We start from the raw sequence: 12,682 nt of genomic DNA on the forward strand, positions 1-12,682 counted from the left end.
CCGACCTCAGGAGCGCAGCGAGTCGATGTCCCCCACAAGTCAATCCGACGCCGTTGTGGTATCGGACCTGAGGAAGACATTCGGCGATGTCGTTGCGTTGGATGGGTTGTCTCTATCTGCGGAGCGCGGGACTGTTCTGGGCATTCTGGGCCCCAACGGTGCAGGTAAAACAACGTTGATCGAGATCTTGTGCACGCTTTCGGTGCCCGATTCGGGGAATGCGCTCGTTTGTGGTTACGACGTGGTCACCCAGGGCCCCGATGTTCGGGAACGTATTTCGATGACCGGGCAGTATGCCGCGCTGGACGAGACTCTTACCGGTGCGGAAAACCTTGTCTTCTTCGGAAGGATGTCGGGTCTACGCCGAGCCACCGCTCGCGAGCGCGCGAAATACCTGCTCGATCTGTTCGACATGACCGGGGCGGCGCAACGCCCGGTGTCGACGTACTCCGGCGGCATGCGCCGACGACTGGACATAGCGTGCGGGCTCGTCGCGAAACCGTCGGTTGTGTTCCTCGACGAACCCACCACCGGATTGGACCCCCGCAGTCGACAGAGTGTGTGGGAGCTCGTCGAGTCACTCAAAGCCGACGGCATCACGACGGTGCTGACGACTCAGTATCTGGATGAGGCGGATCGATTGAGCGACCGCATCGTCGTCATCGATCACGGCAAGGTGGTCGCCGAAGGCAGCCCGGACGACCTCAAGACCCGGGTGGGTGACACGTTGTGCGACGTGATGCTGACCGATGCCGCCGATGCACTCCGGTTGGCCGCCGTACTGACAGTCCACCTCGATTCCGCATGCAACGTGGTTGCGCGTGAGTCGACTATCCGCCTGACCGCAATCGACGGTGTCGACACCATGGCGGAGGTCATTGCCGCAGCCTCGCGAATCGGCGTCGGATTGCGAAATATCGGGCTCCGCACACCCTCGCTCGATGATGTGTTTCTCGCTCTCACCGTGCCGAGCACTCGGTGACGACGCCGGTAGTGGATCCGGTGGCGCGGTCGTTGCAGTGGCCGAGCGAACGCGCGCTTTCCCGCGACCGGTCCGCCGTGGTGCGTCAATGCGTGGCGATGACCTCACGGGCAGTGACTTCGGCTCGCGTCGAGAACGAGTTCCTGATTGCGGTCATAATGCCGGCAGTCTTTGCTCTCGGCCTCTACCTTCCGCTCCGATCGATCATGCAACAGCAGGATGTGAACTACATCCAATTCCTGCTGCCGATCGTCGTGCTGCAGACAGCGGCGTTCACTGCGGTCAGTGCTGCGCAGCGGTCGGCGATGGATGCCATGCGGGGTATGAACAAGCGCCTGTCGGCCATGCCGGTCAATCAGTACGTTCCGCTGATTTCCCGCATGCTCACCAACACGCTGCGCTCGATCGTGTCGGTCTTCGCCGCAATATTCTGCGGAACTGTGCTCGGGTTCCGGTTTTCTGGATCGCTTGCATCGACAATCGGATTCGTTGCATTTGCCTTACTCGTCGGCACCGTATTCGCACTCGGCGCGGACGCGCTCGGTCTGATCGCCCGCCGCCCCGAAGCGACGTCGCAGCTGTTGGTTCTTCCTCAACTCGTGCTCGGCCTACTGTCCACCGGATTTGTTCCGGAAACCGGTTTCCCGGAGTGGGCCAGGCCGTTCGCACGCAATCAGCCGGTCTCGCATTTCGCCGCCACGCTTCGTGAATTATCAGACGGGACAATCAGGTTCGCGACGATTCTGCCCGCCGGCCTGTGGCTGGTAGGGCTTTCGGTGGTGTTCGTCCCCGTGGCTGTGCTCGCGCAGAGGAAACGCACGTGAGTGAACTGACATTCGTGCCCCGCGACGGGCGGCTGCCGGAGGGGTCGGCCGGGTCGTTGATGCGTGCCTCGTGGCTGCAATGCTCACGAATTCTCGTCAAGTGGATTCGAGACCCTGTCACGCTCCTGCAGGCCTTGCTGTACCCGGGAATCATGGTGCTGCTGTTCTGGCTCGTTCTGGACCGCTCGGTGTCCCAAGCGACAGGACGCTCGCCCGTCGACGGGATGGTTCCGATGGTCGCTCTCGTAGGTGCCATGTCCGGAGCCTCGATCAGCGGTATCGGCCTACAACGCGAACGGGACAACGGCCAGCTGACCAAGATGTGGGCCTTGCCCGTGCACCGCGCGTCGGCGATGGTGGGACGGCTGTGCGCCGAGGTGATCCGCGTTCTGGTGACGGTCCTGGTCATTCTCGGCGTCGGGGTGGTCGTCGGCTTCCGCATCGATACCGGGGCGGCCGGACTGATCGGTGTGCTCGCGATCGCCTTGCTGTTCGGCCTGTCCTTCTCCGTCATGGTGACGGCACTCGCTCTGCGCGGTGACAAGACCAAGGTGGTGGAGTGGACTGCCGTCGGCACCAACATAGCGCTGTTCTTCAATTCGGGATTTGTGCCGGTGTCTTCGTATCCCGGGTGGTTGCAGCCTGTCATTCGGTATCAGCCGCTGAGCTGTGCTGTCGATGCCATGCGAGCCGTCGCCACCGGGTCCGATCTGACACGATCTCTCACGGCCACCGCTGCGTGGAGCACCGTCTTGGTGGTGTTGTTCGCACTGCCCGCCGTCCGCGGCTACCGCCGCGCGGCCCAGCGATGACCGGCGATCAGACGTAGAAGACCCTGTTCTCGACACTGCCCCAGACGCGGCCGACGAGGTTGCCGGCGAAGAACACCCACCTTCCGCGATCGAGGCGGGTGATCAGCTTCGGCAACAACGGGTTTCGCAACAAGACGAGGGCGATCACGTCCATTGTCATCACTGGGTGCCGACGCGGCATGCCGTAGGACCGGTAGTCGGCGTAGAGGCGGGCATCGCCGCGGCCGCACATCACCGACTGATGCCATAAGCCGCGTCGAGTCGGCCGAAGCCTGTATGCGGTCTCGGCGTCTCTGGCGTGAGTGAGGCCGAAACCCGCGAGCTGCAGGCGGAAGGCCAGGTCGGTGTCTTCTCCGCCGCTTCGATACGACTCGTCGAAGCCACCCACGGCCCGATATGCAGCCGCCGTGACTCCGAAAGAAGCACCGGTCAACACCGGTAGAAACTTCCACCATTCCTGGAGCGCGTCTCGCGGGGGTGCCTCACGCCAAGCCCGCACCCTAGGGCTGTTCACGTCACTTGTCACCAGGGTGCCCGCCACCGCCTCGGCGCGTCGAACTCCGTCGACCAACGCCTCGAGCCACATCGGCGATACCTTGTCGTCGGCATCGCAGAACGCGAGGAATTCACCCCTGGCAACGGATGCACCCGTGTTTCGGGCATACGAGGCACCGGGGGTCGCAGAGGCATCGATCACTCGGAGCTCGTAGGCCTCACACCGAGGACGGGCGGCGACATGCGCGGCCGTCCCGTCCGTGGATCCGTTGTCGCACAACAGAACCTCGAACGGTCGGTCGTATGTCTGCCGCTCGAGCGCGTCGAGTTGCTCGTCGATGGTCGTACGTGCGTTGTACGCGGGAATGACGACGGTGGCAGTCGTCAGTACGGTCACGACAGTCGTGCGCGCCGCAGAACGCGCTCCGGGACTCGGCCGGTATCGCCTCGAATTCCGGCACGAAGACCACTGAGCGTCAAATAGATTCGCGCAAGTCGATGGTCACCGGCAACGAAGAGGCCACCGCGCGCCAATGAATCCTTCAGGACGGACACCATGCACCACAGGGGCTCGCTCCGCGCGTACCGCCGGTACACGGTCCATCGGTTTCGCATGATGTAGTAGTGCCGGAACGGCGCGTCACCGCGAAACTCGAGACGCCCCGACGACGATCGCAGAAGCAGCGAGATCGGCCACCGTGGAGACCACACCATGGGGCGGCCCATCTGGTGTTCCATCCGAGATCCTGGGATCACCAGCGCATGACCTCCGTTGGCTCGTGCCCGAAGATAGAACTCGGTCTCCACGCAGTCGATGAACAGCTCTTCCTCGAACAGACCGATCTTCTCGAACAGTGATCGGGTGATGATCATGCCCGACTGAATCGGTTCGAATGCGAGGGTCAACCCCTTGTGCGCGAACCAGAAGGGGGCAACGAGGTCGTTGATGAGCGACGTCGAGAGCATGACGTCGGGCAGACCGAGCGACCGCGCGAGTTCGAGGTGCGCGATGCCCTTCTCGACGTAGTCGTCGTCGAGCACCGTGTCCTGATCCAGCGTGAGCACGGCGTCGGCCCCGGTGTCGAGCGCATGCTGCACCCCGACGTTCAAGGCATGGGCGATCCCCTTGTTGGTTTCCGATTCGATGACGACGTAACCGAGTTCGCGGCAGTGATTCAACACGGTGGAGACATCGCTCGGAGATCCGTCGTCGACGACGATGATCTCGTCCACCTGACGCGCCGCGACCTCGCAGGTGTCGAGTAGGGACTGTCCGGGTTCGAAAGCGGTGACCACTGCGGTGATGGTCATTCGGTAACCCCGGCGCCGCCGAGCGCGTCGCGCAGTAGAGGCCAGGCGGAGTGAAGTTCGTCCTGCCAGTACAGCCAGGAGTGCGTCCCTACCGTTGGACGGTGGATGGTGGCCGGAATGCCGAGGGCCTCGAGACGTTCGGCCATCGAGTCGGTGCAGTACCGGGCGGCCGCCTCGATGGCTCCACCGACCACGATCTGTTCGTACAGGGGCGGCGATCCCGGACGGCGCGGTGCCTCCGGCGTGTCGTACGGACCGGCTAGCCCCGAGCCGCTGGAGATATAGATTGCCTTGCCTCGCAGCGCTTCTGCCCGTAGATAAGGATCACGCGCCACCCATTCCGGTCCGTTCCACGGGCCCCACATGTTGGTTGCGTCTGCGCCGGAAGCGATCTGGACGACCCCGCGAACGGCGGCCTGACCATCGAGGGTCGACGTGCGGGCGCAACCGCTGAGCGATGCGACTCCGACGTAGCGTTCCGGCGTCGTGGCGGCGAGGTCGAGGACAGACGTCGCCGACATGGATATCCCGGCGATTGCGTTACGCCCTGTCGTGCTCAGTGCGGCGTCGATGACCTCGGGTAGTTCCTCGCTGAGGAACGTTCGCCATTTGGGCTGCCCGACAGCTGGATCCGGTGAAATCCAGTCGGTGTAGTACGAGCCGATGCCGGCGGAGGGGACGACAACGTTGACGTGCTGCGGCGCGAAGAACGCCTCTACGTCGGTTTGTGCGAGCCACGTTGCGCCATCCTCGCCGCCGCCCGCCCCGTTCAGCAGGTACAGCGTGGGCGCGGGTTCCGCGGAGTCCGGCCGCAGCACATCGAGCGGTATTTCGCGGTCCATGGACGGCGAGTAGACCGTCATCGACCAACGGTCTCCCGACACGTGATCGAAGGACGTCACCCTGGCTGCACCTTCTGTTTCGTCCGCGTACGCCACACCACCGGACGTCAGGGGCAGAAGTATCAGCGACGCCGCAAGAATTCCCCCCAGGGAACGCAGTCGCAGGGCGAAGGCATTCATGGTTGTGAGACTACCCAATGAAGCGCGCACAGCGCAGTGAACGGCATCGGGCGATTCGAAGTCGCGGCGTCTCCCGATGTACGTTGTCGGGTCGGATCGCCCTCAGGTGAAACGCCGGACGGTTTTGCGAAGGCTCAGTGACTTTCTTCCAGTGCTTTGATCAGTGTCGCCGCATCGTACGGTCCGATGTGTCGGGTCAGGTTCTTGTCGCCGCGACCCAGGTAGAAGGTCGGGGTGCCGCCCACATCGGAGGAGGTGGCGTCGAGTTCGTCGTCCTCGACGCGCACCACGTAGTCGCCGGTGCGGATGTCGTCCTCGAATCTGTCCATGTCGAGGCCGAGTTCACGTGCGTAACCGTCGATGTCGTCGGGTTCGAGGGCGTCACTGTTACGGAACAACACGTCGGCCATCTCCCAGAACTTGCCCTGCGCTGCCGCGGCCTCGCTGGCGTAGGCCGCGTAGCGGGCATGGGGGTGATAGTCGTCCAGCGGGAGGTGGCGGTAGACGTACCGGAGGTCGTCACCGAAGTGCTTGCGTACCTCGGCGACGCTGCCGGTTGCCTTGCTGCAGAACGGGCACTCGAAGTCGGCGTACTCCACGATGGTCAAAGGAGCGTCGACGGGACCACGGATGTGATCGCGCTTGGCGCTGACCGGACGCAGAATGCGCAGCGACGCTTCGGCTTTCGGTGGGTGAATCTTCGCGTCGATGCGGAACAGGATCCAGCCGAGCAGCGCGGCGATCACCGAGGCCGCCAACACGCCGACGCGGGCCTCGTCGGCCAGTAACGGGTCGTCGAGCGCGAGGTCGATGATGAACAGCGAGATCGTGAATCCGATTCCGGACATCGCCGCACCGCCCGCGATGTGCGAGAGCGTCAGGCCCGGTGCCAGGGCGGAGGGCCGTAACTTGGCGAAAATGGCTGATGCGCCGGTGATTCCGCCGAGCTTGCCCAGGACGAGACCGGCGATGATGCCCCAGGTGAGCGTCGATGTCGATGCAGCCTTCAGGGTCTCGGAGCTCAGCACCACTCCGGCGTTGGCGAGTGCGAAGATCGGCACGATGATGAAAGCCGTGTACGGCTGATAGAGCCGCATCAGCCTCTCGTTGACCGAGACAGCTTGATCCAGGCCGAGTCTCGCTGCTCGTGCGTATTCGGGATTCGGTGATTGACGGAAGGCGCGGGTGAGGTCCGATGCTCGCTCCACCTCGGAGCGGCGCGGCGGGTAGACCGGAAGAATCAGCGCGATCATCACGCCGGCGAGAGTGGGGTGAACTCCCGACTCGTACATCGCGACCCACGTGAACAGTGCGACGACGAAGTATCCGACACCGCGCCACACCTCGAGCCGACGCAGTAGGAAGATCAGCCCGAGCCCGATGAACGCCAACACCAACGGCACCACATCGAGATCGTCGGTGTAGAAGAACGCGATGATCGCCAGCGCGCCCACGTCGTCGGCTACCGCGAGCGTGAGCAGAAAGATCCGCAACCGCGCGGCCTTCTTCGGGCCGAGGACGGCGAGTGCCCCGAGCAGGAACGCGGTGTCGGTGGAAATGACGACACCCCACGCCTGCGCTGCGGGGCCGGAGGGGTTGAAGGCGAGGAACAGCAGCGCGGGTGCGGCCAGGCCGGCGAGTGCAGCCACGATCGGGATGGCGGCGCGTGATCGGTCGGTGAGCTCACCCATCGCGAACTCGCGCTTGACCTCGAGACCGACGACGAAGAAGAACAGCGCCATGAGCCCGTCGTTGACCCAGTGGGCCAGATCGAGAGAGATGCCGTGCTCGCCGACGGTGACCGAGAGCTCTGTGTGCCAAAACGATTGATACGTCTCACCCAGGGGTGAGTTCGCCCAGATCAGGGCGATCAGGGTGGCGGCCAATAGGAAGCCTGCCGCCAAGGTCTCGCTGTTTCTCTCGCCGCGAGCCCGCGAGATCCGTTCGACGAAGCGTGCCATCGGCCGGTTCGTCGGCGTGATCTGATCTGCCATCTGCAGTCCGAGTCCTTCTTCGAGGAGTGTTGTGAAGCAGTCTGTACCAACACCACCATCGGCGCTTTCCTTCCATGCACTCGAGTAGGGTTGTCGGGCCGCGGGCCCGAAGCGCCGGGAGAGATATGCACGACATATTCGGGAAAAGGCATTAGTCCGCGGACAAACGGGAATACGAGCCCGACTCACCCCTGCCACGAAGGAACATCCATGCGTGATTTCATCTGCCGCAAATGCGGACAGAAGCTGTCGTTCGAGAACTCACTGTGTCTGAGCTGCTCGAGCGCACTCGGCTTCCATCTGCCGAGCAGGGCGCTGCTGGTGCTCCCGGACAAGGCCGACGACGGCGTCGCCGAAGCCGAGGTGGACGGTGCCATCTGGAAGACGTGCGCCAACCTCAACACCGCGCGCTGCAATTGGCTGGTCGACGCATCCGATTCCGACGACCTCTGCCTGTCCTGCCGGCTGACGCGGACTCGTCCGGCCAACGACGACCTGGACGCGATGGCGGCCTACGCGGACGCGGAGACGAACAAGCGTCGCGTCATCCTCGAGCTCACCGAGCTGGGCCTGCCGATCGTCGGCCGGGACGAGGACGCGTCGACAGGTCTGATGTTCGATCTGCTCTCGAGCGCCAACCAACAGGTAATGACCGGGCACGACAACGGTCTGATCACCCTCGACCTCGCCGAGGGCGACGACGTGCACCGCGAGCAGCTCCGCGTGGAGATGTCGGAGCCCTACCGCACGCTGGTCGGGCACTTCCGTCACGAGATCGGCCACTACTACCAGATGGTGCTGGTCGGAAACGGCGAACACCGCGCGGCGTTCGAGGAACTGTTCGGCGATCCGGATTCGAGCTACCAGGATGCACTCGATCGCCACTACAGCGAAGGTGCACCGGAGGGCTGGGAAGACACCTACGTCTCGTCCTACGCCACCATGCACCCCGCCGAGGACTGGGCCGAGACCTTCGCCCACTACCTGCACATCCGCGACACCCTCGACACGGCCGCGGCTTTCGGGATGGCACCGGCCGGATCCACCCTCGAAAGTCCGTTGCCCGGCGAGGTCGGCTTCGATCAGATCATCGAGTGGTGGCTGCCGTTGTCGTGGGCACTGAATCAGATCAACCGCTCGATGGGCCACCAGGACCTCTACCCGTTCGTGCTGCCGCCGACCGTGGTGAAGAAGATCGGATACGTTCACTCCCTGATTGCACCCAGCACACTCTGATGCTCCGCTAACGGTTCTTGAGCTTCGCCGCCTGGGGCGTATCCTGTGTTGTCGGCATGCCGCCGACACCGGGTACGCCCCGTGCAGTAGCGGGCAGAGTGCAGCAGTAGGACGAGGTGACCACCATCAGCGAGCAGACACTGAACGCGTCGGGCGCGATCCCGCGGGTTACCGACTTCCAGCTGAGTCGACGGCTGGCCGAGGTGGCCGAGAAGCTGCGGCGTCAGCATTCGGATCCCGATCGGGTTCTGGCCGTCATCACCGAGTCGGCGGTCGCCAATGTCCCGTCTGCGGAGTTCGCGTCCATCACCACCGTGCTGCAGGGCAAGTTCGTGCACAGTGCTGCGCTGTCGGGTGAGCCTGCCGGCCACTGCGACAAGATTCAGGAGCAACTGGGCGAGGGCCCGTGCCTCGAATCGGCCGTCGAACAGAAGACCATCAGAATCGACGACATGGACAGCGACACCCGCTGGCCACTGTTCGCAGACGCCGCGTCCGCGCTCGGGGTCAAGAGCATGATCTGCTTCCAGCTCTACGTCGAGGGAATCAACTTCGGCGCTCTGAACTTGCATTCCACCCGCACGAACGCGTTCTCGGAGGAGGCCGAATCCATCGGCTCACTGTTCGCTGCCCATGCCGCCATCGCGTTCTCCACCGCACGCGAGGAGCAGCAGATCCGGGCCGCGTTGACGAGCCGAGACCTGATCGGTCAGGCCAAGGGCATGTTGATGGAGCGGTACAACCTGAACTCGCAGGCAGCATTCGCGTTGTTGGCCAAGCTTTCTCAGGACACCAACGTCAAACTCGCCGACCTCGCCGAACAGCTTGTGATCGACGCGGCGAAGTCGACCGACTGAGCCCCACCAGTAGAGATCGAGCGCAGTCAGCGCACGTCGAGGCCGTCCGTACTCGCGACCGACACCGCCGGACCGTCCGAGACGACGAAGACTTCGATTCGGACGTCCTCGTCCAGGTAGCGGCTGAGCAGAGCCAATCCTGGTGTTGCGGCGATGATCTCGTGTACTCGATCGCCCGAGATCGGATAGTCGTCCACATCGTGACGCCAGTGCGCTGCCACCAGCGTGCCGCCGGTCTCCAGATGCTCGACGACGCGATTCATGGCCGACGCCAGATCGGCGGCATCGAGGTAGTACCCGACCTCGCTGACGACGACCAGATCGAAGGTCTCCTTCGCGTCGGGCAGGGCCGACCAGTCGTCCGTCAGAGACCACAGCGCGAATTCCACTGCAGCAGAATCCTGTACGCGAGCCCGAGCAGAGTCGAGGGCGCTCTGCACCACGTCGGTCGAGACCACGTGCTCGCACCGTGCGGCCAACTGTTCGGTGAGTACACCGATCGAACAACCGGGCTCCAATGCCCGCCGGTACTGCGGCTTGGGTAGCGAGGCCATGGTCAACGCGTACTTGCGCCGCTCGTACCACTTGCTGTCGAGCATGAACGGATCATCCTTTGCCGCATAGACATTGCGGAAGTACTCGGCGCTCAGGCTCGTTCGAGAATCCTGGCTCATGCGAACACCACCTCGAACTGTCGCCGGTAGCGGGCCAGGATATGCGGCGGCAAGACGGCTCGATCCGCGGGGTGATCGGACAGGGGCCGGATCTGAGAGTCGAACTGCTCGATGGATGCCCGTTTGGCCTCGAGGGTGTGCGGTGGAAGATCGATCCGGCGACACCGTGTCCACGGGACCGCAGGATGCTCCGGAGTTGCCCAGTGCCACATCCAGATCGGGTATTCCACCACCGGTATTCCGACCGCGTTCGCCGCGGTGAGGCACGCTCTCGCGGTGGCTTCGTGATCGGGATGGCCGTCCCCACGCCACGGCGTCAGGCACCAGGTACCCGGGGTGGCGTCGAGCAGCGGCATCAACGCGTCGGCCACTGCACTTTCGTGGTGCTCGACGGCACCGTCGGTGATCTGCAATCGCGTCGGAGAGTGGTCGATTCCCAGCTCGGCGAGCGCACGTTCGGACTCGATGGGGCGTCGTGCACGCAGGTCCTCCGCTGTCACCGTCGGGGATCCGGGATGTGAGCCGTCGCCGTCGGTCACCGCGACCACCCGCACGTCGACGCCTGCCGCGGCCGCCAACGACAGCAATCCACCGACACCGAGAATTTCGTCGTCCGGGTGTGGGGCGACGACGACCATGGTGACGACGTCATTCCACTCGAGGCCGGGGACGGACCAATCGGCCGTCATCCAGTCCGATTCTGCGGTGCCGACATCGACTTCCGAGTCGAAGGCGTTCTCTACCATGGGTTGTCTTCCTCGGCGATGTCGCGGCCGAGGGCTTCGAGGTCGCGCTCGGCGTGGCTCTGCCGCAGGTAGACGGTGAGGTCGGCGACGCGTCCGGCATGCTCTGCATCGCTGCACAGGGGGCCGGCACCGAGAGCCCGACCGACGCGGTCGATGCACTGCGTGGCCGCATCCTCGACGACAGCGCGTACGATCCGCGCCCGCGTTCGAGCGCGACCGGAGCGGTCGAACGGATCTGCGTCCACCTCGGCCGCCGCGGTGGTCAGCGCACTCGATGCCGCGCCGAGTGCTGCCGCGATGGCACCGAGATGGGCCGCGCGATGTGGATCCGGCCGCTCTCGCACGGCAGCGTGCAGGGTATCCGCGACAGCGCACGCGCTGCCGAACCATGCCGCCGAAACTCCGATCGCCCCGTGCCAGAATCCCGGCCGAGTCAGGTAGTCGGTCGGACCTCCGACGGTGACGGCGGGGACGGCATCGAATGCAACCGAACCCGAATCGCTCTCGCTCATGCCCACGGCATGCCATGTGTTCGGTACCGGGGCGACGCCCTCATGGGTCAGATCGACGGCGAACAACCGGGGACTTCCGTCCACGCGGGCGGTCACCAGAGCATGCGTACACAGCGATGCGCCGGAGCACCAGGGCTTGGTTCCGGTCAGAACCCAGCCCGAATCCTGTTGGACCGCTTCGAGAATCGGTGCCGGCGGTTCCGCTGCCCACACTCCCCAGATCTGCCCGCGCTCCGGCGTCGGGCCGTCGAGTTCGTGCAAGATCGCGATCGCATCGGTGTGCGCCTCCGACCATCTGCCGAGAACGGTGTTGTGCCGACTGAGGGCGGCGAGCGATTGCCATCGCAGGTCTGTGTAGCCCGAGCCGGGTAGGGCCAGGTCGAGACGCCCGTCGGCCTCGAAAGCCAGGAAGGCGGCGCGCAGCCCCGTGTTCTGTTTCGGGGGGTCGATCGATGTGCGGAATTCGGTGTCGATCATGCGGAAGGCTCCAGAGAACGTAGGAATTCGGCCATACCTTCGGGCGCTCTGCCTCGGAGTCGTCCCGACGTGGTGACCGAGATGTCGCACACCCGACGGCACGCGATGCCGCCGAGCTCGAGGCGTCGGACCAGGTCGTGATCCTCGCCGGTGGCCAGCGGCGCGAATCCGCCGACGGAGAGGTAATCCGTCGCTCGGATACCGAGATTGGCGCCGTGTACGTGTGGATGGCCGAGTTCGTGTCGGTAGTGCGCGTCGTAGGTCGATCGCAGCCGTACGTCTTCTCCGACGCGGCCCTCGAACTCGACGGACACCGTTCCCGCCACCGCCCGAGCGCCGTCGGTGGCGTGCCGAAGATGGCCGAGTAACCAGTCCTCGCCCACCCGGGTGTCGGCGTCGGTGGTGGCGAACCAGGTCGTGGCTGCGAGTTCTGAAGTGTGGTTCGAGAATCCGGCTGCCCGGGCTGCTCCGACGTTGCGGTGTTCGACTGTCACGGTCGACACCGATGGGTGACGGGCGGCGATCGAGGCGGACTCGTCGGTGCACGCATCGAGCACGACGATCGTCGATACGGTCACCGGGGCCACCTCGACGACGCGACGCTCTGCCCGCGACAGTGCCGTCAGGCAGGCGTCGAGCAGATCCTGTTCGTTGTGCGCTGGTACGACGACGACGATGTGACAGACGGGGGTACGGCTGGGGATACGGGGAGAAACTTCGACGACCACGGTCCACCCTTT

General features: G+C 64.5%; 13 protein-coding genes. 5 read left to right on the top strand and 8 right to left on the bottom strand.

Annotated features, from left to right (window positions below; genetic code table 11):
* Positions 1 to 25: 25 nt before the first annotated feature.
* The 3 genes from QM797_RS04400 to QM797_RS04410 are packed head-to-tail and all read left to right on the top strand — an operon-like array spanning position 26 to position 2,618.
* Entirely contained in the window at positions 26 to 982 is a 957-nt protein-coding gene (locus QM797_RS04400) for an ATP-binding cassette domain-containing protein (RefSeq protein WP_283273916.1), read from the top strand.
* A complete protein-coding gene (locus QM797_RS04405; RefSeq protein ID WP_283273917.1) occupies positions 979 to 1,806 on the top strand; it encodes an ABC transporter permease in 828 nt (275 codons plus the stop codon). The genes QM797_RS04400 and QM797_RS04405 overlap by 4 nt, the downstream gene beginning before the upstream one ends.
* Positions 1,803 to 2,618, top strand: a complete 816-nt coding sequence (locus QM797_RS04410) for an ABC transporter permease (protein WP_283273918.1) — start codon at positions 1,803 to 1,805, stop codon at positions 2,616 to 2,618. Before QM797_RS04405 ends, QM797_RS04410 begins: the two co-directional genes overlap by 4 nt.
* Positions 2,619 to 2,625: 7 nt before the next feature.
* Here the strand turns inward: QM797_RS04410 and QM797_RS04415 are convergent, their stop codons facing one another.
* From QM797_RS04415 to nhaA, 4 genes are all read right to left on the bottom strand, one after another.
* Positions 2,626 to 3,510: a glycosyltransferase family 2 protein gene (locus QM797_RS04415; RefSeq protein WP_283273919.1), complete on the bottom strand. Its 885-nt coding sequence runs from the start codon at positions 3,508 to 3,510 to the stop codon at positions 2,626 to 2,628.
* Positions 3,507 to 4,424 carry a glycosyltransferase gene (locus QM797_RS04420; RefSeq protein ID WP_283273920.1) on the bottom strand — a complete coding sequence of 306 codons (918 nt, stop codon included), beginning with the start codon at positions 4,422 to 4,424 and terminating at the stop codon, positions 3,507 to 3,509. Before QM797_RS04420 ends, QM797_RS04415 begins: the two co-directional genes overlap by 4 nt.
* Positions 4,421 to 5,446, bottom strand: a complete 1,026-nt coding sequence (locus QM797_RS04425; RefSeq protein ID WP_283273921.1) for an alpha/beta hydrolase — start codon at positions 5,444 to 5,446, stop codon at positions 4,421 to 4,423. Before QM797_RS04425 ends, QM797_RS04420 begins: the two co-directional genes overlap by 4 nt.
* Before the next feature lie 134 nt (positions 5,447 to 5,580).
* The gene (gene nhaA, locus QM797_RS04430) at positions 5,581 to 7,440 is read right to left on the bottom strand and encodes a Na+/H+ antiporter NhaA (RefSeq protein WP_283273922.1); all 1,860 of its coding nucleotides are present in this window, start codon (positions 7,438 to 7,440) and stop codon (positions 5,581 to 5,583) included.
* 210 nt (positions 7,441 to 7,650) lie between these two features.
* Between nhaA and QM797_RS04435 the strand changes: the two genes are divergently transcribed.
* Both QM797_RS04435 and QM797_RS04440 read left to right on the top strand, forming a co-directional pair.
* A complete protein-coding gene (locus QM797_RS04435) occupies positions 7,651 to 8,676 on the top strand; it encodes a zinc-binding metallopeptidase family protein (protein ID WP_283273923.1) in 1,026 nt (341 codons plus the stop codon).
* Positions 8,677 to 8,792: 116 nt separating this feature from the next.
* Positions 8,793 to 9,533: a GAF and ANTAR domain-containing protein gene (locus QM797_RS04440; protein ID WP_283273924.1), complete on the top strand. Its 741-nt coding sequence runs from the start codon at positions 8,793 to 8,795 to the stop codon at positions 9,531 to 9,533.
* 26 nt (positions 9,534 to 9,559) lie between these two features.
* Here the strand turns inward: QM797_RS04440 and QM797_RS04445 are convergent, their stop codons facing one another.
* From QM797_RS04445 to QM797_RS04460, 4 genes are read right to left on the bottom strand one after another with little or no spacing between them, the layout of a single operon-like run.
* Entirely contained in the window at positions 9,560 to 10,207 is a 648-nt protein-coding gene (locus QM797_RS04445) for a class I SAM-dependent DNA methyltransferase (protein ID WP_283273926.1), read from the bottom strand.
* The gene (locus QM797_RS04450) at positions 10,204 to 10,953 is read right to left on the bottom strand and encodes a PIG-L deacetylase family protein (RefSeq protein ID WP_283273927.1); all 750 of its coding nucleotides are present in this window, start codon (positions 10,951 to 10,953) and stop codon (positions 10,204 to 10,206) included. The genes QM797_RS04445 and QM797_RS04450 overlap by 4 nt, the downstream gene beginning before the upstream one ends.
* Positions 10,947 to 11,942 carry an acyl-CoA dehydrogenase family protein gene (locus QM797_RS04455; RefSeq protein ID WP_283273928.1) on the bottom strand — a complete coding sequence of 332 codons (996 nt, stop codon included), beginning with the start codon at positions 11,940 to 11,942 and terminating at the stop codon, positions 10,947 to 10,949. Before QM797_RS04455 ends, QM797_RS04450 begins: the two co-directional genes overlap by 7 nt.
* Positions 11,939 to 12,670 carry a glycosyltransferase family 2 protein gene (locus tag QM797_RS04460; RefSeq protein WP_283273929.1) on the bottom strand — a complete coding sequence of 244 codons (732 nt, stop codon included), beginning with the start codon at positions 12,668 to 12,670 and terminating at the stop codon, positions 11,939 to 11,941. The genes QM797_RS04455 and QM797_RS04460 overlap by 4 nt, the downstream gene beginning before the upstream one ends.
* Positions 12,671 to 12,682 lie beyond the last annotated feature (12 nt).

Origin of the sequence: Rhodococcus sp. IEGM 1381 (assembly GCF_030056795.1) — a bacterium.
In the GTDB taxonomy this organism is placed as follows: domain Bacteria; phylum Actinomycetota; class Actinomycetes; order Mycobacteriales; family Mycobacteriaceae; genus Rhodococcoides.

Coding starts and splice junctions, on each gene's coding strand:
- QM797_RS04400 (WP_283273916.1), top strand. CDS start 26: ATGTCCCCCACAAGTCAATCCGACGCCGTTGTGGTATCGGACCTGAGG.
- QM797_RS04455 (WP_283273928.1), bottom strand. CDS start 11,942: ATGATCGACACCGAATTCCGCACATCGATCGACCCCCCGAAACAGAAC.
- QM797_RS04425 (WP_283273921.1), bottom strand. CDS start 5,446: ATGAATGCCTTCGCCCTGCGACTGCGTTCCCTGGGGGGAATTCTTGCG.
- QM797_RS04420 (WP_283273920.1), bottom strand. CDS start 4,424: ATGACCATCACCGCAGTGGTCACCGCTTTCGAACCCGGACAGTCCCTA.
- QM797_RS04435 (WP_283273923.1), top strand. CDS start 7,651: ATGCGTGATTTCATCTGCCGCAAATGCGGACAGAAGCTGTCGTTCGAG.
- QM797_RS04445 (WP_283273926.1), bottom strand. CDS start 10,207: ATGAGCCAGGATTCTCGAACGAGCCTGAGCGCCGAGTACTTCCGCAAT.
- QM797_RS04450 (WP_283273927.1), bottom strand. CDS start 10,953: ATGGTAGAGAACGCCTTCGACTCGGAAGTCGATGTCGGCACCGCAGAA.
- nhaA (WP_283273922.1), bottom strand. CDS start 7,440: ATGGCAGATCAGATCACGCCGACGAACCGGCCGATGGCACGCTTCGTC.